Source organism: Alkalimonas delamerensis (assembly GCF_030717955.1).
GTDB classification, from domain to species: domain Bacteria; phylum Pseudomonadota; class Gammaproteobacteria; order Enterobacterales; family Alteromonadaceae; genus Alkalimonas; species Alkalimonas delamerensis.
The window spans coordinates 95,020-115,102 of sequence record NZ_JAUZVY010000006.1; the positions used below are offsets into that span (position 1 = coordinate 95,020).

At 54.0% G+C, this 20,083-nt stretch carries 17 protein-coding genes; 9 read left to right on the plus strand and 8 right to left on the minus strand.

All coding sequences use genetic code 11. The features are described 5' to 3' along the window. Positions 1-289 precede the first annotated feature (289 nt). The 3 genes from elbB (at position 290) to Q3O59_RS13570 (ending at position 3,543) form a co-directional block, all read left to right on the plus strand. Positions 290-943, plus strand: a complete 654-nt coding sequence (elbB, locus tag Q3O59_RS13560) for an isoprenoid biosynthesis glyoxalase ElbB (RefSeq protein WP_305946096.1) — start codon at positions 290-292, stop codon at positions 941-943. A 96-nt stretch (positions 944-1,039) separates the two neighbouring features. Further along, the gene (locus Q3O59_RS13565) at positions 1,040-1,441 is read left to right on the plus strand and encodes a c-type cytochrome (RefSeq protein WP_305946097.1); all 402 of its coding nucleotides are present in this window, start codon (positions 1,040-1,042) and stop codon (positions 1,439-1,441) included. A gap of 200 nt (positions 1,442-1,641) precedes the next feature. Further along, positions 1,642-3,543, plus strand: coding sequence for a sensor domain-containing diguanylate cyclase (locus tag Q3O59_RS13570; RefSeq protein WP_305946098.1), 1,902 nt, complete (start codon positions 1,642-1,644; stop codon positions 3,541-3,543). On the opposite strand, the gene rep is transcribed toward Q3O59_RS13570, so the two are convergent. Next, entirely contained in the window at positions 3,540-5,555 is a 2,016-nt protein-coding gene (gene rep / locus Q3O59_RS13575) for a DNA helicase Rep (RefSeq protein WP_305946099.1), read from the minus strand. The genes Q3O59_RS13570 and rep overlap by 4 nt on opposite strands. Positions 5,556-5,687: 132 nt before the next feature. Here rep and ubiK point away from each other — a divergent pair, with 132 nt between their 5' ends. Together ubiK and Q3O59_RS13585 are read left to right on the plus strand one after the other, a co-directional pair. Next, positions 5,688-5,978, plus strand: a complete 291-nt coding sequence (ubiK, locus tag Q3O59_RS13580) for a ubiquinone biosynthesis accessory factor UbiK (RefSeq protein WP_305946100.1) — start codon at positions 5,688-5,690, stop codon at positions 5,976-5,978. A 61-nt stretch (positions 5,979-6,039) separates the two neighbouring features. Further along, positions 6,040-7,338 (plus strand): Xaa-Pro dipeptidase, encoded by a 1,299-nt coding sequence (locus Q3O59_RS13585; protein WP_305946101.1) that lies wholly within the window; start codon positions 6,040-6,042, stop codon positions 7,336-7,338. A 57-nt stretch (positions 7,339-7,395) separates the two neighbouring features. On the opposite strand, the gene Q3O59_RS13590 is transcribed toward Q3O59_RS13585, so the two are convergent. The 3 genes from Q3O59_RS13590 to Q3O59_RS13600 all read right to left on the minus strand — a co-directional run bounded on the left by Q3O59_RS13590 (position 7,396) and on the right by Q3O59_RS13600 (position 9,985). After that, complete coding sequence (locus Q3O59_RS13590; RefSeq protein WP_305946102.1) at positions 7,396-8,100, minus strand: PEP-CTERM sorting domain-containing protein; 705 nt, start codon at positions 8,098-8,100, stop codon at positions 7,396-7,398. Positions 8,101-8,261: 161 nt separating this feature from the next. Beyond that, the gene (locus tag Q3O59_RS13595; RefSeq protein ID WP_305946103.1) at positions 8,262-9,167 is read right to left on the minus strand and encodes an ABC transporter ATP-binding protein; all 906 of its coding nucleotides are present in this window, start codon (positions 9,165-9,167) and stop codon (positions 8,262-8,264) included. Continuing rightward, positions 9,164-9,985, minus strand: coding sequence for an ABC transporter permease subunit (locus Q3O59_RS13600; RefSeq protein WP_305946104.1), 822 nt, complete (start codon positions 9,983-9,985; stop codon positions 9,164-9,166). Before Q3O59_RS13600 ends, Q3O59_RS13595 begins: the two co-directional genes overlap by 4 nt. Positions 9,986-10,136: 151 nt before the next feature. On the opposite strand from Q3O59_RS13600, the gene Q3O59_RS13605 reads away from it, so the two are divergent. Continuing rightward, positions 10,137-11,450 (plus strand): MFS transporter, encoded by a 1,314-nt coding sequence (locus Q3O59_RS13605; RefSeq protein WP_305946105.1) that lies wholly within the window; start codon positions 10,137-10,139, stop codon positions 11,448-11,450. Between the two features lie 4 nt (positions 11,451-11,454). Here Q3O59_RS13605 and Q3O59_RS13610 read toward each other — a convergent pair whose 3' ends face one another. The 3 genes from Q3O59_RS13610 to Q3O59_RS13620 all read right to left on the minus strand — a co-directional run bounded on the left by Q3O59_RS13610 (position 11,455) and on the right by Q3O59_RS13620 (position 14,188). Then, entirely contained in the window at positions 11,455-12,177 is a 723-nt protein-coding gene (locus Q3O59_RS13610; protein WP_305946106.1) for a VC0807 family protein, read from the minus strand. Positions 12,178-12,256: 79 nt separating this feature from the next. Beyond that, the gene (locus tag Q3O59_RS13615) at positions 12,257-13,321 is read right to left on the minus strand and encodes a M28 family peptidase (protein WP_305946107.1); all 1,065 of its coding nucleotides are present in this window, start codon (positions 13,319-13,321) and stop codon (positions 12,257-12,259) included. Between the two features lie 75 nt (positions 13,322-13,396). Beyond that, positions 13,397-14,188 carry a helix-turn-helix domain-containing protein gene (locus Q3O59_RS13620; protein WP_305946108.1) on the minus strand — a complete coding sequence of 264 codons (792 nt, stop codon included), beginning with the start codon at positions 14,186-14,188 and terminating at the stop codon, positions 13,397-13,399. A 160-nt stretch (positions 14,189-14,348) separates the two neighbouring features. Here Q3O59_RS13620 and Q3O59_RS13625 point away from each other — a divergent pair, with 160 nt between their 5' ends. After that, on the plus strand, positions 14,349-15,380 hold the full coding sequence (locus Q3O59_RS13625) for a M23 family metallopeptidase (RefSeq protein ID WP_305946109.1): 1,032 nt from the start codon (positions 14,349-14,351) through the stop codon (positions 15,378-15,380). A 79-nt stretch (positions 15,381-15,459) separates the two neighbouring features. On the opposite strand, the gene Q3O59_RS13630 is transcribed toward Q3O59_RS13625, so the two are convergent. Beyond that, positions 15,460-16,251 carry a DUF2884 family protein gene (locus Q3O59_RS13630; RefSeq protein ID WP_305946110.1) on the minus strand — a complete coding sequence of 264 codons (792 nt, stop codon included), beginning with the start codon at positions 16,249-16,251 and terminating at the stop codon, positions 15,460-15,462. Between the two features lie 289 nt (positions 16,252-16,540). On the opposite strand from Q3O59_RS13630, the gene Q3O59_RS13635 reads away from it, so the two are divergent. Both Q3O59_RS13635 and cysI read left to right on the plus strand, forming a co-directional pair. After that, positions 16,541-18,355: an assimilatory sulfite reductase (NADPH) flavoprotein subunit gene (locus tag Q3O59_RS13635; protein WP_305946111.1), complete on the plus strand. Its 1,815-nt coding sequence runs from the start codon at positions 16,541-16,543 to the stop codon at positions 18,353-18,355. Beyond that, positions 18,355-20,073 (plus strand): assimilatory sulfite reductase (NADPH) hemoprotein subunit, encoded by a 1,719-nt coding sequence (cysI, locus tag Q3O59_RS13640; RefSeq protein WP_305946112.1) that lies wholly within the window; start codon positions 18,355-18,357, stop codon positions 20,071-20,073. The genes Q3O59_RS13635 and cysI overlap by 1 nt, the downstream gene beginning before the upstream one ends. The last annotated feature ends 10 nt before the right edge of the window (positions 20,074-20,083 follow it).

Consider the following 20,083-nt stretch of genomic DNA (forward strand, 5'->3'; position numbering starts at 1 on the left):
CAAGATGAGCTTTACCCAAATCGGCTAAGTGGTTGTTTATACTTAATTTATACAAAGGAAGAAACTGCTGTGGCCTTTGTTGTTTTTATTATTCCATTGTGTGGAAAATTTTCTGGCTTCCTAGGGTTTCGCTCAGAAAAAAACCAGCGGACGTAATGTCAGCGGTTGTGTAGACTATCACAGAACCAGCATGAGGCCAGTCATTTTTTTAAATGTTTTTAGCTTAAAAAAACCGCTTTAAGAATGCTTTGCTATAAGCTAATCCAGACAACGGTTTGAGAAGGAGTCGATGATGAAAAAAGTTGCTGTTATCTTAAGTGGCTGTGGTGTGTATGACGGTGCAGAGATCCATGAATCCGTGCTCACCTTATTGCATTTGGAGCTGCAACAGGCCAGCTACCAGTGCTTTGCACCGGATTGTCTGCAGCACCATGTGATCAATCACAGAACTGGGGACGAAATGCCTGAACAGCGTAACGTCCTAACAGAAGCTGCCCGTATTGCCCGGGGAGCCATTGCTCCCTTAACCGAATTGCAGGTAGCCGACTTTGATGCAGTGATCTTGCCCGGCGGCTTTGGCGCAGCAAAAAATTTGTCGGATTTTGCCTTTAAAGGTGCCGAAGCCACGGTGCTACCAGAGCTTCAGCAAAAACTTGCCGCTTTTGCCAGCGCAGGCAAGCCGGTTGGTTTTATCTGCATTGCACCAGCTTTAATCCCACGGATCTATCCTGCCCCGGTGAGTCTGACCATTGGCACCGATGCCACGACCGCTACTGCCATCGAGCAGATGGGAGCCCAGCATGTGCACTGCCAGGTGCAGGACATCGTGATAGATCATCAAGCCAAGGTAGTCTCAACCCCAGCCTATATGTTGGCGCAATCGGTCGCTGAGGCCAATGCAGGCATCGAGAAGCTGGTCGCTGCAGTACTGCGCTTGGCTTAAACACAGCAGAGCCCTGCCGATCGGGTCTTCCCCATTCTCTGCAGGCTCGCTATAATGGCGCAAGATTTGTACAAATTTGACACAGGACCCATTACAATGAGAAAAATTCATCTTGTAGCAACGGCTGCATGTGCTTTGCTGTTCACTGGCCTGGCCACAAGTTATGCTGCCGATGACGAGCTGCGTAAACGCATTGCGCCGGTCGGGCAGGTCTACCTGGATGGTGACGCGCCAGCTCAGGCGGTGGCTGATACGGGCCCTCGCAGTGGTGAGCAGGTTTATCAAACCGCTTGCTTTGCCTGTCACGGCACTGGCGCACTTGATGCCCCTAAACCGGGTGATGCCGCAGCCTGGCAAGCACGGATGGATCAAGGTTTTGACGTCATGCTGCAGAAGTCCATTGATGGTTTTGGCAACATGCCAGCCATGGGCACCTGCATGAACTGCTCTGAAGAAGAAATCGCAGAAGCCATTCGCTTTATGATCAAAGACATTTAACTTTGGCTTGCCCCTAGCCAGCTCGCTCACAGCGAGCTGGCCCCTTCAAATAACCAAACATGCGATACTTGGTTATTCTTATATCAAATTAATATAAACACGCGATAGTTTTATTCCGTCAACGATTCCCCTCTGTGCAAACTTTGTGCATAATAAAATCGCTTTGTGCTGCAAATCCACAACCATTATAAGAGAACAAGTTGAAGGACTTAACGAACCAAGGGCGTGCGCTGCAACGGACAAAAAGCAATCAGCATCGGCTGCGGCAACTGGCCGATCGATACCGCCAGGCATTTACCATTCAGGGTGCCTTGCTTCGGTTATCAGAGCTGGCAAGCACTGTTGCGGATATGGAAGAGTTTTATCCCGCCATTCACCAGATGGTGGCCGAGTTGTTGCACGCAAAAAACTTCTACGTGGTGCTGCACAATCAACAGCAAGATCAATTTTCGCTGGAGTACTTTTCCGACGAAAAAGACCAGCAAGTCATTCTACAGGTCCCCTCCGAAGCCTTCAGCAGCGGCCTGACCGGGTACGTTTTTCGTACTGCCAAGCCTCTGTTGTGCAACCAGACTCTGTTTGAGCAATTAATTGCCCAAGGGGACATCCAGCCTCAGGGCAGCATGCCTACCCATTGGATGGGCATCCCGTTGCAACGGGGGCAACAAGTTATCGGGGTGATGGCCATCCAGAGCTACGATCCAGATAAACACTATACCGCAGATGATCTGGATGTTTTTTGTCATCTTGGGCACCATACCGTCACCGCCATTGATCGGGTTCGCAGTCGTGAACTGCTCGAACAGACTGTGCGTGAGCGCACTCGCCAATTGCAGCAAACCAATCTGGAGCTGCAAAAAGAAATTAAAGAGCGCACCGCAGCGGAGAAATTGCAGTCTGCTTTGTACCGTATTTCAGAGCTTTCGGCCTGCAGCCGCAACATGCCTAGTTTTTACCGCGATATTCACCAGGTTCTATCGGAGCTGATGTACGCTGAAAACTGCTACATCGCCTTGCTGGATAGCAGTGACAACAGCCTGAGCTTTCCATTTTACCGTGATCAATACACGCCAGCAGCACCGAAAAGGCCGCTGGGTAAAGGCTTTACCGAGTACATTATTCGCCATGGTGAAGCCGCCCTGATTGATAGTGCAGCAGCCATCCAGCTGACAAAGGACGGTGAAATCACCCGCGGTATGGTCACCTCTTTACGCACCACCCGGCACTCCACCAGTTGGTTAGGGGCACCTTTGATTTTGGAGGATGAAGTCATCGGTGTGATAGCGCTCCAAGCTTACGATTACCAGTACGATTACAGTGAGCAAGAGCTCAGAGTTCTGCGCTTCGTCTCCCGGCACATTGCAGTGGCGATTCAGCGTAAACTTGCAACCGAGCAACAACGCAAGCAACAAGAAGAGCTGGAGCGCAAGGTATTTGAACGCACCCGGGAACTGCGTCAAACCAATTTGTTCTTAAGGTTGCAAGTCGAAGAGCGCAAGAAAATCGAAGAGCGGCTGTTCCATGAAGCCAACCACGACGCCCTAACTGGCCTGGCAAACCGCCCCCGCTTTTTGCAGTTGCTGCAACAACAGTTTCGACAGCGCAAACGTCAAAGCGATGGCAAGTTGGCCTTGTTATTTATTGATTTGGATCGCTTTAAAGCCATTAACGACAATCTTGGCCATGCCATTGGCGATCACTATCTCGTCGAAACCAGCAAGCGCTTACAACAGGCGATTCGGGAGCACGATGTGGTCGCCCGACTCGGTGGCGACGAATTTGTGGTGATGCTGACTGATATTCATCAGCAGCTGGATGTCGAAGATGTGGCCGATCGCATCATCGAAGCAGTCCGCCAACCGGTCACACTCGACCATCATCAGGTGCGGTCCGGTGCCAGCATTGGCATTGCTCTGTACCATGCCGACTACCAGAGCCCGGACGAAATGCTGCGTGACGCCGATGCTGCCATGTACCAGGCAAAATCCCTTGGCAGCAATCGTTTTGTGTTGTTCAGTCCGGAAATGCTGGTGTCAAGCGACCCAAAGCCACAACCTGAGGACCAGGCTCAGGCACCCACAGCCACTGCTCAGGCAAGTTAAGACTTTTTCAGCAATTGTCGCAGGCGATCAATGTTGGCTTTGCCCGTCTGCTGACGCTGCTCGGCGGTCTTGGGCTTCACGCTGGCTTGCCACTCCAAATCATCCTGCGGTAGCTCGTACAAAAACCGACTGGGCTCTGGCCGCATCACCTCGCCATACTGGCGACGCTCCTTGGCGTAGGTAAAATACAACTCTCGCTGTGCCCTGGTTATCCCCACATAAGCCAGACGCCGCTCTTCTTCAATGTTGTCTTCATCGATACTGCCCTGATGCGGCAAAATGCCTTCCTCCATCCCGACCATAAAGACATAGGGAAACTCAAGGCCTTTGGAGGCATGCAACGTCAGCAACTGTACCTGATCGGATTGTTCATCCTGCTCCTGCCGCTCCATCATATCGCGCAGCGTTAAACGACTGACCACCTCAGGCAAGGTCATCGGTTCCTCATCATCTTTACCCTCCAGCATGTCGACAATCCAGCGGAACAACTCGTTGACGTTCTTCATCGCCATTTCGGCTGCTTTGGGGCTGTTGCTGTTTTCGAACAGCCAGGCTTCGTAGTGGCTTTGCCGGATTAGATCGCGAATGGCTTCAGTCGGCTCCGAGCGCTTCACCTGCTCGCCAAGTGCCAGCATCCAGTTGGCAAATCCCTGAACCGCCTGATAGCTTCGGGCCGGCAAGCGCTGCATCAGCTCCTGTAAAAAACAACTGGCAAACAAGCTCACCTGGTGTTCGTGGGCGAGCGTCCCCACTTTTTCCAGCGTGGCCGCGCCAATTTCCCGCCGGGGGACATTGATAATACGCAACAGGGCATTGTCGTCATCCGGATTGACCAAAAGACGCAAATACGCCATCACATCCTTAATCTCTGCCCGGGAAAAAAAGGAGGTGCCCCCCGAAATCCGATACGGAATACGGTTATTCATCAGCGCCTTTTCAAAGATCCGGGCCTGGTGGTTGCTGCGGTACAGCAAAGCGTAATCTTTGTACTGAGTGCGGTTGCTAAAACGGTGCGAGATAATTTCAGCCACCACTTTTTCGGCTTCATCTTCTTCGTGTTTGCAGGGCAGGACTTTCAGCGGCATGCCATAACCAATCTCACTAAACAGCTGCTTGTCAAACACATGGGGATTGTTGGCAATCAGAATATTGGCTGCTTTTAGAATGCGTTCGGATGAGCGGTAGTTTTGTTCCAGCTTAATCAGTCTCAGATTTGGAAAGTCCTGTTGCAGCAACGCCAGATTCTGCGGCTTGGCACCGCGCCAGGAGTAGATCGACTGGTCGTCATCGCCCACCACGGTAAAACGCTGGCGCTCGCCAACCAACAGCTTCACCAGCTGATACTGACTGGTGTTGGTATCCTGATACTCATCAACCAGCAAATAGCGAATTTTCTGCTGCCAGCGCTGCCGCACCTCGTCCTGGTGTTGCAGCAACAAGGTGGGCAATAAAATCAAATCGTCGAAATCAAAGGCATTGCAGGCTTTCAACAACTGATTGTACCTTAGGTAAAACTGCGCCTGCAGCTGTTCTTCCGGCTCCATGGCCCGCTTTAGTGCCAACTCAGGCAGCATCAGATCATTCTTCCAGTTGGAAATTTTCTGCTGCAGTTGCTTCAGCAAGTCTTTGTCACCCAGGTAGTCGCTCTGGGTCAGCTCTTTTAGCAAGGCCAGCGAATCCTGATCGTCAAACAAACTGAAGCTGGCTTTGTACCCCAGGGCCCGATACTCTTTTTTCAGGATGCTGAGTCCCAAGGTGTGAAAAGTTGAAATGGTCAGGCCGCGACAAGCCGGTTTTGGCAACTGCAAGCCAATGCGCTCTTTCATCTCGCGCGCCGCTTTGTTGGTAAAGGTCACAGCAGCAATATGACGGGCCGGCAACTGGCATTGCTCTATCAGGTACGCAATTTTATTAATAATCACCCGGGTTTTACCACTGCCGGCACCAGCCAGTACCAGACAAGGTCCGGAGATGTAGTGCACGGCTTCATTTTGCTGGGGATTGAGTCTCATGGCCTGGAGTAACGCCTGCGTTGTCTTTCGGTTGCGACCGGACAGTTTACCGGAAAATCCGCTAAAAGAGCAGCGCAAGCTTTGTTATACTGAAGGAAATGCAAAAGCCACCGCAACCGGAGCCGGACTGTTATGATCGATCCAAAAAAAATTGAAGACTTAGCCAAGCAAATTGGTGCTGTGATCCCAGCCCGGGTTCGCCAGGCTGCTGATGATGTCGAAAGTAAAATCAAAGTGGTTTTGCAACAAAAACTGGCCGATTTGGATGTCATTAGCCGGGAAGAGTTTGATGTGCAGCGTCAAGTGCTGGCGCGGACCCGTGAAAAATTAGACGCTTTGGAACAACAGGTAGCCCAGCTGATGGCACAAAATAACCAGAGCAACCAACCACCTTCGGTACCGCCAAGTTCCGATCAACAGTAAAACGGGTCGCATGGCTGCATGTCGCGGCCAGTCAGGACAAGCCTTATCAGGAGATCACCGTATGAATGCTCTTCCCTCTATCGCCACCTGTGTCAGTGCATGCGCCTTGCTGCTTGGCAGCAGTCTGGCCATCGCCGCGGATCAGTTGATTTTGGCGGGCCAATTGCTTGATGTTCGCAGCGGCGAGCTCAGAGCCAATCAAGCCATTTTGGTGCAAGAGCAGCGTATCGAGCAGGTGCTGCCAGCTCGACAGCTGACGTCCGAACAACGCGCATTGCCGACGCTGGATTTATCCAATTACACCGTGCTGCCCGGCCTGCTTGATATGCATGTCCATTTGACCTCCAATCCACAGCAGCATGGTTTGCGCCGTTTAAATGCCACCCCTGCGCGTCAGGCCATTTTTGGTGTCACAGCGGCCGAAGTGACCTTGCAAGCCGGCTTTACCACGGTGCGCAATGTCGGTGCCTCTGGCTTTGCCGATGTGGATTTGCGCAATGCCATTGATGAGGGCGAGATTGTCGGGCCCAGAATGCGGGTGGCCGGCCATTCCATTTGCATCACCGGTGGTCATTGCGACAACAACTTTCTGCCGCATACTTACGCCGCCCGCAGCTTTGGTGTCGCCAACAGCCCGGATGAAGTCCGCACCCGGGTACGGCAAAACATGAAATACGGCGCCAACCTGATCAAATTCACTGCCACCGGCGGTGTCTTATCGCGCAACACCGATGTCAATGCCAGTCAGTTCAGCCTGGCGGAGATGCAGGCGTTGGTGGCTGAGGCCCATGATCGGGGTGCCAAAGTCGCTGCGCATGCCCATGGTTTGCATGGCATGAAACGCGCCATTGAGGCCGGCGTCGATTCGATTGAACACGCCAGCTTCTTAAACGACGAGGTGCTGGCGATGGTGGCCGAACGGGGCACTTATCTGGTGATGGACATTTATGTCAGTGATTTTATCTTAGGTGAAGGCGAAGCCGCCGGCATCTTACCAGAGTCACTGGAAAAAGAGCGTCAGGTCGGTCAGCTGCAGCGCGAGAACTTCCGCCGCGCTGTCGCCGCCGGTGTCAATATGGCTTATGGCACCGATGCCGGTGTATATACCCACGGCCAGAATGCCCGGCAGTTTGCCTACATGGTGGATTGGGGCATGACGCCGCTGCAGGCCATTCAAAGCGCCACCCTGCATGCCGCTACCCTACTGGACTGGCGCAATGAGCAGGGCCAGCTCAATGTAGGCCTGTTAGAGCCGGGTGCCTATGCTGATCTGGTCGCCGTTGCAGGCAATCCCTTGCAAAATATCCGCCTGCTGGAAGCCATTCCGGTGGTGGTGAAAGGCGGGCAGCAGGTCAAGTAAGCAGCAAAAAGGCCTGTTGCAGCAGGCCTTTTTAAAGCAATCGGAGTGACGCTTGGTTTAGCGACGACGCAGACGCAAGCCTAGCAAGCCCAGACCAAGCAATGCCAAAGTGGCTGGCGCTGGTACCGGTGTGGTATCGCTTGCCGGTGTGCCAAAAACACTCAAAGAAGCTGAATATAAATCAAATGAGGTGCGGCCAGTACTACGAGAGAACCATAAATAAAAACTTTCTGAGTCCACGATTTGTGTAAAAACGTCCAATGAACTGTCGAACATGATAGTTACTGTTTGTTCACCAGAACGTAAGCGTGGATTAATAACCCCAAAGTTTCTACTTCCACTCCCTTCGATTGCGTCAAACGCCGGGCGGGCATTCCAATTATTCCTATCAAGACAAAAACGCACTAGACACACGATGTCCGCAGCGAGATCATACGACAGAGTCAATTCAAACTTATCTATAGAAGCAAAATTTAGATGGCTAAAATCAAAAATATCGTAAAAGCGCTGGCAGCCTTCACCATTGGTTACCGTAATGGAGTTCAGGTTCAAGGCATCGCAAGTGCCACTACCAAGACTTGGCGCAGCATAACTTTGTCCATAATCATGGGTGATAGTACCAATCAAAGCGGCCTGCGCAGAGAAAGCCAAACCTGCCATCATGGCAACAGCCCCTGCAAACAACGATGTTTTCATAAATTTCATCCCTAAAGCATCCAGTAAGCCAAACAACGGATCCGTTTTTTGGAGTTGTGTGATCATTGACTCCTCAGCAATAGCAAAAGATGTGCCCAAAATTTACACGCCAACATTACCTACTGTTTTATCAGCGTTTATTTTTTATACGCTATCGTTCTAACTATTGGCCGGGTTAGAGCAACCCAATCTATGGCAAAAAAACCGACACTTTTCAGCTTGTTGGCTTAGCCACCTGATTGAAATAGTTGTTGCTCCAGCGATTGTCCCCGGCTTAACTGCCGATAGCCAATGCCCTGTTGATGCAGCACTTGCAACAATTGAACGTCAAAGTCAGACGCTGTGACTGCATCGTACTGCAGCTCCAGCTGCAGAGGACTGGTGCACTGCCAACTGACAAAGCCAGGCAATTGCTCCAGCAAAGGCAGCAGTGATTGATAATTTTCCTGACACAACTGCAGACGCAGGACAGCGGTCTCACTGACTTGAGCGACTTGCTGCCGGATCCGGCCTTGTTCCAGCATCAGCACAGTGCCGCAGAGCTGCTCCAGCTCAAACAGGTTGTGCGAACTGATCACAAAGGTGCAGTGGGCACTTAACCGCTGAATGCAATCGCGCAAGGCTTTGGCATGCAGCGGATCCAGCCCGGCAGTTGGCTCATCCAGCAACACCAACTCAGGCTCACCCAGCAGGGACTGGGCAATTGCCAGCCGCTTGCGCATGCCGTGGCTTAGCTGGGCTACCTTGGAGCCCGCTTCTGCCGTTAAATCCACCAGCGCCAACACCCGCTCAGTTTCCTGCCGGGATTTTGCCACTGACATTCCTTGCAAGCGCGCCAACCAATGCAACTGCATGGCCAGGCCAAAGTCCGGATCAAACTGCGCATCCTGTGGCAGAGCACCTAAACGGCCATTCAGCGCAGGGCTGCCAGCCTGATGCCCCAGCACTTCCACTCTGCCATGATCGGGTTGAATGTAGCCACAAAGCAAACTCAGCAAGGTGGTCTTGCCGGCTCCATTGGCGCCAACCAGCGCAACCGCAGCGCCGGCGTGGATCTGCAGATCCAACTGCTGCAATACGGCCTTGTGACCAAAGCGCTTAGTCAGCCCCTGACAATCGACCAGTACTGTCATATGCCCCTCCGTTCAAAGCTATACAGTGAAAGTGCCAACAGCATCAGCGCTTGCCCAACCGGCAGGGCCAAGGGTGCCCAGGATTGCCAGGGCAGGCTGTTCATCAGTGCAGGGATCTGAGCACCAGGCAACCAGCCAAACAGCGGCAGCACACCGGGCCAGTAATAGGCCAGCACTCCTAACACCACTGGCAAGACACTCAGTACGACGATGGCCAGACTAACGGCAGCCCGACTGGAGTTCAGCCACACCGACATCAGGCTCATCAAGGCAGTAAAAGGCAGCAAGCACAGCATCACGAAAACCCAGCAAAACAAGGCCGCACTTAACAGCTCAAGGCTCAAAACCGCCCCCTGCCAAAAAGCCAGCGCCAGGCTGGCTACCAGAGTAAGTGCCAGCAAAGTCCCCTGCACCAGCAACTGGCCAAGGAAACGCCCCAGCAGCAGGCTACTGCGACTGATACGCAGGCAGTACAAGCGCAAGGTACCCCGGCTGCGGTCACGGCAAATCTGTCCGGCACTAAAGAGCACGGCCGCCATGGGACTTAACACCAAAGCCAACAGCCAATACAGACTCAGCTCCGGTCGAGGCCAGAGCAATAGCTGTCGCACATCGACCCAGCCCGCAACCATTTCAGCCCCTTCCAGAATGGCCGGATCCAGCATCCATTGACTGAGTGGCATCACCAGGTAACGCAGCAACACAAACCACAGCAGACAAGATGCGGCCAGGGTTAACCAACCTCTGCGGGTTAAGAAAAGTCGTTGCCATTCGATCTGGCTAAGCAGCCAGAGTTGGGACCAGGCGGGTAGATGCATACGAACTCCTTGGCACAGAAAAGACACAACAAGTACAGCAATATCAGAGCCAGAATAAAAATGACTAAAATTCAATACACTAGCCTGCTAGACTAAGGCTATTGAAGTCTAAAGGCGACTTTTTTCGTCAGAATCACCAACTGGAGGTAGCGTGACCCCATCCCAGGAAAAAGTAGACAAGCTGTACAGCCTGATTGCCAACGAAGAAGATGCCCGTGCCTGCAAGGATATCTCGGAGCAAGCCTGTACCGAAGTGCCGCGCAATTTTTTCTTAATCTTAATCAGCCAAACCCTGACCAGTTTGGGCGATTTACTGACCAGCCCGAAAACCGTGCTGACCTGGCTGATGACCGCAGTGGGCGCACCGGCAGCCTTGATTGCCTGGCTGGTGCCTATTCGTGAGTCGGGATCTTTGCTGCCGCAGCTGCTGATTGGCGCCTGGGTGCGCCAGCACGCGCTGCGCAAACCCTTCTTAGTACTTGGCGCCATCATCCAGGCACTTAGCCTGTTTGGCATGGTGCTGGCGGTGCTCTGGCTGCAGGGGTTAAGCGCTGGCCTGGCGATACTCGGCTTGCTAGTGGTTTTTAGCCTGGGCCGGGGCCTGAACTCGGTGGCGATGAAAGATGTGCAGGGCAAAACCATCCCCAAGCAGCGGCGCGGCCGGTTAACCGGCCTGGCCAGCACCGTATCAGGCTTGCTGACTACCGGCGTATCCATCTGGCTGCTGAGCAGCGCCAAAGAAGCCGGCGTGCTGATCTATGTGCTGTTGCTGCTCGGGGCAGCCATGCTGTGGTTTGGCGCAGCCACCCTATTCAGTCAGATTGATGAAGAGCCCGGTGAAACCAGCGGTGGAGGCAATGCCATGCAGCAAGCCTTTGCCAACTTAGCGCTGCTGCGCGACGATGTGCTGTTTCGCCATTTTGTCATTACCCGGGCACTGCTGCTCAGCTCGGCGCTGGCCACGCCTTTTTTGATTGTGCTGGCGCAGCAGCACAGCAGCTCGGGCGCTTTATTGGGGGCTTTTTTGCTGGCGAGCAGCCTGGCCAGTTTGCTCAGTTCCAGCATCTGGGGCTGGCTGGCCGATTGGTCCAGCCGTCGGGTGCTTTTGCTGGCGGCGGCACTGGCCTCGCTGTTCTGTTTTATCGCCGCCATCGCCAGTCAGCTCGATGGCGCGCTGGTGGCCAGCATCTGGTTTTACCCGCTGCTGTTTATGCTGCTGAGCATTGCCCATGCCGGAGTGCGGGTGGGGCGTAAAACCTATTTGCTGGATATGGCCGGCGGCAACAAACGCACCGATTACGTCTCGGTCAGCAATACCGTGATTGGGGCCTTGTTGTTGCTGACCGGTTTGGTCAGCGCTGTGGTGGCCAGCTGGTCGCTGTTTGCTGTGCTGGTGTTATTCGCCGCCATGAGTGGCCTGGGGGTGCTGTTTTCCTGGCGGCTAAAAGAAGTCACAGCAGTCTGAACAATTAACTTTCCGGCGCCCCCACCAAAAACTGATCCAGCTCTTCGCCGGTCAATTTGCCAATCTGGCTAAACAGATAGAGCACAGCGCCCATCATAATGATGGTACAGGGGATGGCAATCACCGGAAAGCTGAGCGCGGTCATGCGGCCAATCTCAGCATTGAAGGCTTCTGTGCCGGCCGGACTAACCACGATCCACTTAGCCAGCACATAGTTAAGCACGGCCGACAGTGCAAAGGAGCTGGCCAGCAGGTAAGTGCTGATTTGGACTTTCTGCTCAAACTGCTGGGTTGCCTGTTTGGCGGCTAGGGCAGCAGCCAGCTTGTCGGTGCGGATCAGATCGTCGTTCAATAGCAGCTTGCGCACCAACGAATAGCGAGTATTGTGGGTCAGGATCACCGCAATGCCCAGCACCGCCGGTACGGCTGCTTCTTTGATGGCTATGTAGGCCGGATCAAGCTGCAACAAGCCAATGCCACCGGTCAGCAGCACACTGATCACCCCAAGCACCGAGAAGAAATTCACTTTGTCGCTTTGAACAAAGTCCCAGCAGCCATAGACCACCGGAAATGCCAGTGCCACTACCAAAGCCCACATCGGCCCTAAGTGCGCATCGCCACTGAACTTACTTAAAATCACCACCGGAATAATGATATTAAACACCAGGTTGCTAAAAAAGCCGCCTTTTTTGCGGGCTGGTTTGGCTGGGGTTACCGATTCACTCATACTGCATGCTCAGTTGTTTCAATCTGCTCAGTATACTCATAGCCGCTGACTTGTCACCTGTGCCTGAAGCAGTCACGCATTAAAGCGCGGTCAGCTGCTGATCAAGTTTTACAATAAAATCCAGCACGGTTTCAGTAACCGCCTGATAAAAGGCGGCATCGACCCGGTCACTGGTATCCCGTGGCGTGTGGTAATCCGGATGGTCGGCCACGCCAAAATAGATAAAAGGCACACCATGGCGGTGGAAAACTCCATGATCCGAGCTGTTCACCCAGTTCTCGGTGCGTCCTGCCCGCCACCAAGGCCTGTCGTGCGCCCGCATCAGCCGTACCGAGCTCTGTTGCTGCACCTGATCCAGAATAGGGTGCAGCCAGGGATGTTGGTAAGTGCCCACCGCAAACAGCTGACGCTCGCTATCCCGGCTTAACATATCCAGATTGACGTTAAAGGCCAGCTGCGAAGGCTTTACCGCCTGATCGCGAAACAGGGCAACCGCCCCTTGCAGGCCTTTTTCTTCGCTATCAAGGGCGATAAAGAGCAGCGGATGCTCCGTCGGATACTGCGCAAAGTAGCGCGCCAGCTCCAACATGGCAGCTACACCCGAAGCATTGTCGTCGGCACCATGAAAAATCTGGCCGTCACGCACCCCAAGATGGTCGTAATGCGCTGTAATGGCAATGGCTGGCAAGTCAGGTTGTTTGCCCGGCAGGCTGCCCAACACATTGGCAGCATTGCTGATGGCTTCAATCTGCCGCTGACGCTGCCGAAAGAGCCCGCTGAATTGAATGTGTTCCTGCACTTCGTACTCGTGCAGATAGCCCTCTAAACCGGCTGGCAGCAAGCCAATCTGCTGGTAGTGCTCCAGCAACCAGTGCCGGGTCGCTAAAGCTCCGGGCTGGCCGGACTCACGCCCCTCCCGATCAGGATGCGCCATCCAGCTTAGATCGGCCAGCATACGCTGATGATTGAGCCGCTCGGGCAGCGCCTGCGTAGCAACGGGCGCTGTTTTTTTTGCCTCTATCCGGGCCGCTTCCTGCTCGGTTAGCCAAGCCTGCCAGGCCGGATATCCCCACCAATAGCCGGCTCCGGCCAAAAGCACGCCGATACCGACAGTGACCAGCAACGACTTCCAAAAAACTCTCATACAATCACCTTATGGGTAGACCAACCGCATCATAACTGTTTTTTCCCTGAGCCACAGCATCCTGACAATACCCTCTTAGCCAAGGCTGGTCGGGTTGCATGCTGACAGCACATGATCCGACGGCATCAGGGGTTGTGCCACCAGAGTCAGCTGGTACTCGGGCAACCCATCCGCAGGACCGTACATCAGTTCAGAAGCTTCGGCATACTTATCGATCACCCGCTTCAGCTCTGAGCTCAGTTGGCGGAATGCCTGAGGTGGCAAACGCAAGGGTTTGACCATCACCAGCGTCTCCTCGGATACAGCCTGATTGAGTACAGCCGCTTCCGCACGCTGAAAATAGCAGCTTAATTGCTGCTGCAACACCCGGCTGCCTGGCGCGAAACCAAGAGGAGGCTTCACCTTGAAGCGAAAGCGATTACCCGGCTCCAGCTCCAACAGCCCCAGCATTTCCAATTTGCGAAGTCGCTGATAGCAAGCAATGTCATCCAATCCCATGGCGTCAGCCAAGACATTGAGCGGGCGTTGTTGATAAAACAGCCCCACAAAAAAATCCAGCAATGCAGGCTCTGCGGCAAACGCCTGATCTTGCTCCTCGGAAAAAAAGTGATGCTCAGCGTGCTCTTCCACAGCAGTCTGCAGCAAAGACGTCCAGTCCAGCTGGCAGATATCGACCAACTGCAGCAGGCGTTGCAGCGAGATATCCTGACCATTCAGCAGCCGTTTTACCGTATTCAGTGAAACATTTAGCCGGCTTGCCAGCTCAGCATAACTGATTTTTTGCTGGCGCAACCCTGCTTTTATCTGCTGCAAAGCTCGTTGAATTACCAAGGGGTTGAAGTGGGTTTTGTGCATGGCGCTAACCATTCAGACTCATAAATTGACCATTAGGGTACCATTACTTGATGCTTTTCGTGCAACGTCTGGTTTTTGCTTGTCCGTGCCAGCCTGGCTGACTAAATTACGAACCATCAGTGCGCTCCCGCTGTTGCATCAAGCGCCTAAAGTCACCACAAAGGAAAAGCAGATGACTGAAACACCGAACCCAACAAGCACAGGCTGGCGCCAGGAGCTTACCGCATGGTATTGGCCGATGCTGGGTGGCCTTGCTATGGTCTTGCTACTGCAGTTCGGTGTGCAAGCGCTTTGGCAATGGTCACTGCCGTTTTGGCTTGTCATTGTTCTTTATCTGGCTTTTGCCGCTGGCCTGAGCTCAGTGTTGGGCCGTCTTGCTACCGAACATAAAACGGAAAAAACGCCTGTTCACCCCGCCAGCGCTTGGCCTGTTTCTGGGCCAATTCGCTATTTGGGCCGCTATTCAGTGCTGTTTACTTTCCTACCCAGCTCCTTGCTGTCGATCCTAAACCCATGGCAACTCACACAGCAGTTGAAGCAATTGGCTGGCCAGGCCAAAGTGCATCGCCGTATGCGTGGACATTACGACGAGCTGGATAGCTACCAAAATAAAGCTGTTTACCGCCTTCCATTTGCCGGCGAATGGCTTATTTTCAATGGTGGCCTGACACCAGGCACCTCCCACTCCTGGGATGTATTGGCGCAGCGCTATGCCTATGACTTTGTAGTGGCTGACGTCTCATTTCGTCGCCACCGCAATCAAGGGACCCGACTAGCAGACTACTTTTGTTATGATGCACCCATACTGGCTGCTGCAGATGGCGTTGTGGTGGATATTCAAGACGGTATAAACCCAGCACCTTTGGTTGGCTTTGCTGTCTGCGACTTTCTGTGTCGACACTTTGCCGGCAATTATCTGGTCATTCAGCACGCAGATGGCGAGTTTGGTGTTTATGCGCATTTAATCAAAGGCTCCATAACGTGCAAACTTGGGGAAAAAGTGCAACAAGGGCAACAGATTGGTCGCTGTGGTCATACAGGTCACTCCACCGAACCACACCTGCACTTCCATTTGCAGGATGGGATCAGTCTTTTTAGCTCAATGGGCTTGCCAATACGGTTTCAAGACACCTTGGTCGATGGCGAACAAAAAACCAGTCCGGTGGCGCTGGAGCGCGGACAACGGGTAGAGCAACCGCATTGATGCATAAAAAAGACGCCTCATCCATCAGGAGTAAGGCGCCAAGGCTGTGGTTGGAAACTGTGTTTTGGCTAAGATTGGTTTAGTGGCGCTTAGCCTGGGCATCCTGCTGAAACAGCGCATAAGGGGCCAGCTGCGGCAGTTCGCTGATCAGATTTTGTTCCAGCAGGGTCAGTTGCTGAATTTGCTCGCATAAAGCATCACCACGTTGCTCCAGCGCTTCGGCTTTTAAGTTCATGCTGGCTTCGAGCTCTTCACCAAACTTTTCCATCCGCTCACCAAAGGCTTCCATCCGCTGCTCGAAGTTGCCTTCGCCGCTGAAAAAGGCTTTGCCCAGTTGCCAGAAAATACTGCCCATCGAGCTTTTCACCACTTCTTCAATCGCCGCTTCAAACTCGGGGCCAAAAGCTTCATTCAGCGCATCGAACTGACTGCCGCGGATCACCAGGGTATCGCCCTGCTCAGAAATAATCCGGCTTCTGGCCTCATCAACGTTTTGCATCGCGCTCTGCATCGCCTTGTGCTGCGCCAGCGGCCGGCCGGTTAATTCGGTCAGCACCTGATCGACGGCGCTGTAGGCCAGGTCCATCGCTTCGACCACAATACGCACCGTGCTTTGGCCTTGCTGATAGACTCCCTCGCGGTACTGCATCAGCTGCGCACGCTGGGCCGGGGTGGTTTGCTGCGCTTCTTGCTGCAACCAGAAGTTGCCATCTTGGTCGATACGCCATAACTCGGTGCCGGCCGAAGACAGGGTCAGCTGCTGCGGCGATAGGGTTAAATCATGCTGCAACTGAAAGTTGAATTGCTGGTGCTGCACCGTGCCGCTGCTCAGAGTGAATGCCAGGGCGGTGGTAAATACGAGGCTGCTCATCATGCTGTTCCTTCTTGTTGGGTGTTGCTAATGCAAATTACTTTTTAAGTGAACGGACTTCTGCAACCGCAATGCCAACTTTTATCTGATTGTTTTTAATGCTATTTTACATAAGCCTCTGATTGCACCATTGGCGCAAATAAGGAAATTGACCAAAAAGTAGTCCTTTTACTAAACCGACTTACCCGCTTTGTAATTCCATAAAGGAATAAAAAAGAGAGATCTATTCTTTTACGCGTATCCATATAGACGGCTATGCTAGCGGCCTTATCATCGAACAGGTGTCGTTATGCTTTTGTCTTCTCTTGTCGCGCAGGCCAGCCCGTTGTCGGAACAGCAGGTGCAGCAGTTGCAGGGGCTGGTTAGCCAGCTTAATCCCATTCAGCAAGCCTGGGTCAGTGGCTATTTGGCGGCCAGTGCCCAGCTGGCCGGTGGCACTTTGCCGCAGCAGCCAGCTGCCAGTGCGGCCCCGGCGGCGACCCTGACCATTTTGTATGGCTCCCAGACCGGCAATGCCCGCCATGTCGCCGAACAATTGGCGGCACAGGCCAAAGCCAAACAGTGGGCGGTGAACCTGCTGGATATGGCCGATTACAAAGCCAATCAGCTGAAGAACGAGCAATTCCTAACCATCGTCACCTCCACCTACGGTGAGGGTGAGCCGCCGGAGAATGCCGAAGCCTTCTACAAATTCCTGTTCAGTAAAAAAGCGCCTAAGTTGCCACAGCTGAAATACGCCGTGCTTGGCCTGGGTGACACCAGTTACGAATTTTTCTGCAAAACAGCGCAGGATTTTGACCAGCGACTGGCCGAGCTGGGCGCGACAGCCCTGCAAGGCCGACAGGATCTGGATGTCGATTACGAAAGCGCTGCCAACAGCTGGAATCAGGCGTTAATTGAAGTGCTCGAACCCGAGTTTAAAGAAAGTGCGACGCCAGCCAGTGGCGCCCAGGTCATTGCCTGGCCAGGCCAAACCGCCGCCGCTGCCAGCAGCTACAGCAAGCAACAGCCGTTTGCCGCTGAGCTGTACACCAATCAGAAAATCACCGGTCGTGATTCAAGCAAAGACGTGCGTCATATCGAAATTTCACTGGCTGGCTCGGATCTGAGCTACCAGCCGGGCGATGCGCTCGGCGTCTATTTCGACAATGATCCGGCGCTGGTACGCGAGCTGCTGCAAATCACCGCCATTGCCAGCACCGCACCGGTTCGCCTTGGCGAGCAGCGTCTGACAGTTGTCGAAGCCTTAACTAGCCAGCTGGAGCTGACCCAGTCGTACCCGGCTTTTGTCGACAAGTACGCCGCCGCCATTGGCAGCGAGGCCTTACAGGCGCTTGCCGCGGATAAAGCGGCGCTGCGGGATTATCTGGCAGTGCGGCAAATCATCGACATCGTGCGCGAATACCCAGGCATGCCAAGTGCCCAGCAGCTGGTGGATGCACTGCGCAAACAACAGCCCCGGCTTTATTCGATTGCCTCATCGCAGGCCGAGGTGGAGGACGAAGTGCATTTAACCGTTGGCGTGGTCCGCTACGATGCCTTTGGCAGCACCCACTTAGGCGGCGCGTCCGGCTTTTTGGCTGAGCGGCTGGCCGAAGGCGACCAGGTGCGGGTTTTTGTCGAGAAAAACGACAACTTCCGCTTGCCGGTCAACGACGACACCCCGATCATCATGGTGGGCCCCGGCACCGGCATCGCCCCTTTCCGCGCCTTTTTGCAAGAGCGTGAGCAGCGCGGCGCCAGCGGCGACAACTGGCTGCTCTTTGGCAACCCGCACTTTACCCAAGATTTCTTGTATCAAGTTGAGTTGCAGCGGTATCTGAAACAAGGGCTGCTGAGCCGGCTGGATGTGGCCTTTAGCCGCGATCAGGCCGAGAAAATCTACGTGCAGCACAAGCTGCAAAAACAAGGCAGCGACATCTTTGCCTGGCTGGAGCGCGGTGCTCACCTGTACATCTGTGGCGATGGCAACCGGATGGCGAAAGATGTGCACCAGGCCCTGCTGACCATTATTCAGCAGCACGGCGGCAAAAGCCCGGAGCAGGCCGAACAGTATTTAGATGAATTGAAGCAAGCCAAACGTTATCAGAAGGATGTGTATTAATGAGCCAGTATCCGATCAATCCAGCTTTTGTTGCCGAGGGCAAGCTGTCTGATAACGAACGGTTAAAGGCCGACAGCGATCACCTGCGTGGTACCATTACCACCGACTTGCAGGACGAAATCACCGGCGGTTTTAACGGCGATAACTTTATGCTGATCCGTTTTCACGGCATGTACCAGCAGGATGACCGCGATATCCGCGCCGAGCGGGCCGCGCAAAAACTGGAGCCACTGCACAATGTGATGCTGCGGGCCCGGATGCCGGGCGGTATTATCACCCCAACCCAGTGGCTGGCCATCGACCGCTTTGCTGCCGAGAAAACCATGTACGGCAGTATCCGGCTGACCACCCGCCAGACCTTCCAGTTTCATGGCGTGCTGAAACCCAACATTAAACCGATGCACCAGTTCCTGCATGACATTGGCATTGACTCCATCGCCACCGCCGGCGATGTCAACCGTAACGTGCTCTGTACCTCCAACCCGGTGCAGTCGGAATTGCATCAGCAGGCCTATCAGTGGGCGGTGAAAATCAGCGAGCATTTGCTGCCAAAAACCCGCGCCTACGCCGAGATCTGGCTGGATGAGGAAAAGGTCGAAACCACCGAGCAGGAACCCATACTGGGCGATAGCTACTTGCCGCGTAAATTCAAAACCACGGTGGTGATCCCGCCGGACAACGACATCGACGTGCATGCCAACGATCTGAACTTTGTCGCCATTGCCGAAAACGGCCAGCTGGTCGGTTTTAACGTGCTGGTGGGTGGTGGCCTGGCCATGACCTTTGGCGATACCTCGACCTACCCGCGCCGGGCCGATGAACTGGGCTTTATTCCGCTGGAGCACACCTTACAAGTGGCTGAGCATGTGGTGACGGTGCAGCGCGATTATGGCGATCGGGTCAACCGCAAAAACGCCAAAACCAAATACACCCTTGATCGCATCGGGCTGGATAATTTCCGCCGCGAAGTCGAACAGCGGGTGGGTGTGCCGTTCGAGCCGGTACGGCCCTATACCTTTACCAACCGTGGCGATCGCATTGGCTGGGTCGAAGGCATCGATGGCAAGCACCATTTAACCCTCTTTATCGAAAACGGCCGGGTGCTGGATTTCCCCGGCAAGCCGCTGAAAACCGGCCTGGCCGAGATCGCCAAAGTGCATCAGGGCGATTTCCGCATGACCGCCAATCAGAATCTGATTGTCGCCGGTGTGCCGAGCGAGCAAAAAGCCCAGATTGAACAGCTGGCCCGAAAATACGGCCTGATTGATGATGGCCACAGCGAGCAGCGCAAGAACTCGATGGCCTGTGTTGCCTTCCCCACCTGCCCGCTGGCGATGGCTGAAGCCGAGCGCTATTTGCCAGAGCTGGTGACCAAGGTGGAAGGCCTGCTTGGCAAACACCAACTGGCCGATGAGCATATTGTGCTTCGGGTCACCGGCTGCCCTAACGGCTGTGGCCGCGCCATGCTGGCCGAAGCCGGTTTGGTCGGCCGGGCGCCGGGCAAGTACAACCTGTACCTCGGCGGCGACCGGGTCGGCAGCCGGGTACCGAAGTTGTATCTGGACAATGTCGGGGAAGCCGAGATTTTAACCGCGCTCGATCAGCTGATTGGCCGCTGGGCCAAAGAGCGGCTGGCCGATGAGTGCTTTGGCGATTTTGTTATCCGCGCCGGTGTGGTGGCGGAAGTCAAAGTTTCCAAAACCGATTTTCATGCCTGAGTGAGGCCAG

Excerpts from the sequence above, each read along its gene's own strand:
- cysI (WP_305946112.1), top strand. The coding sequence starts at position 18,355 with ATGAGCCAGTATCCGATCAATCCAGCTTTTGTTGCCGAGGGCAAGCTG.
- Q3O59_RS13620 (WP_305946108.1), bottom strand. The coding sequence starts at position 14,188 with ATGGTTAGCGCCATGCACAAAACCCACTTCAACCCCTTGGTAATTCAA.
- Q3O59_RS13610 (WP_305946106.1), bottom strand. The coding sequence starts at position 12,177 with ATGAGTGAATCGGTAACCCCAGCCAAACCAGCCCGCAAAAAAGGCGGC.
- Q3O59_RS13615 (WP_305946107.1), bottom strand. The coding sequence starts at position 13,321 with ATGAGAGTTTTTTGGAAGTCGTTGCTGGTCACTGTCGGTATCGGCGTG.
- rep (WP_305946099.1), bottom strand. The coding sequence starts at position 5,555 with ATGAGACTCAATCCCCAGCAAAATGAAGCCGTGCACTACATCTCCGGA.
- Q3O59_RS13625 (WP_305946109.1), top strand. The coding sequence starts at position 14,349 with ATGACTGAAACACCGAACCCAACAAGCACAGGCTGGCGCCAGGAGCTT.
- Q3O59_RS13600 (WP_305946104.1), bottom strand. The coding sequence starts at position 9,985 with ATGCATCTACCCGCCTGGTCCCAACTCTGGCTGCTTAGCCAGATCGAA.
- Q3O59_RS13635 (WP_305946111.1), top strand. The coding sequence starts at position 16,541 with ATGCTTTTGTCTTCTCTTGTCGCGCAGGCCAGCCCGTTGTCGGAACAG.
- elbB (WP_305946096.1), top strand. The coding sequence starts at position 290 with ATGATGAAAAAAGTTGCTGTTATCTTAAGTGGCTGTGGTGTGTATGAC.
- Q3O59_RS13630 (WP_305946110.1), bottom strand. The coding sequence starts at position 16,251 with ATGAGCAGCCTCGTATTTACCACCGCCCTGGCATTCACTCTGAGCAGC.
- Q3O59_RS13590 (WP_305946102.1), bottom strand. The coding sequence starts at position 8,100 with ATGATCACACAACTCCAAAAAACGGATCCGTTGTTTGGCTTACTGGAT.
- Q3O59_RS13585 (WP_305946101.1), top strand. The coding sequence starts at position 6,040 with ATGAATGCTCTTCCCTCTATCGCCACCTGTGTCAGTGCATGCGCCTTG.
- Q3O59_RS13595 (WP_305946103.1), bottom strand. The coding sequence starts at position 9,167 with ATGACAGTACTGGTCGATTGTCAGGGGCTGACTAAGCGCTTTGGTCAC.
- ubiK (WP_305946100.1), top strand. The coding sequence starts at position 5,688 with ATGATCGATCCAAAAAAAATTGAAGACTTAGCCAAGCAAATTGGTGCT.
- Q3O59_RS13565 (WP_305946097.1), top strand. The coding sequence starts at position 1,040 with ATGAGAAAAATTCATCTTGTAGCAACGGCTGCATGTGCTTTGCTGTTC.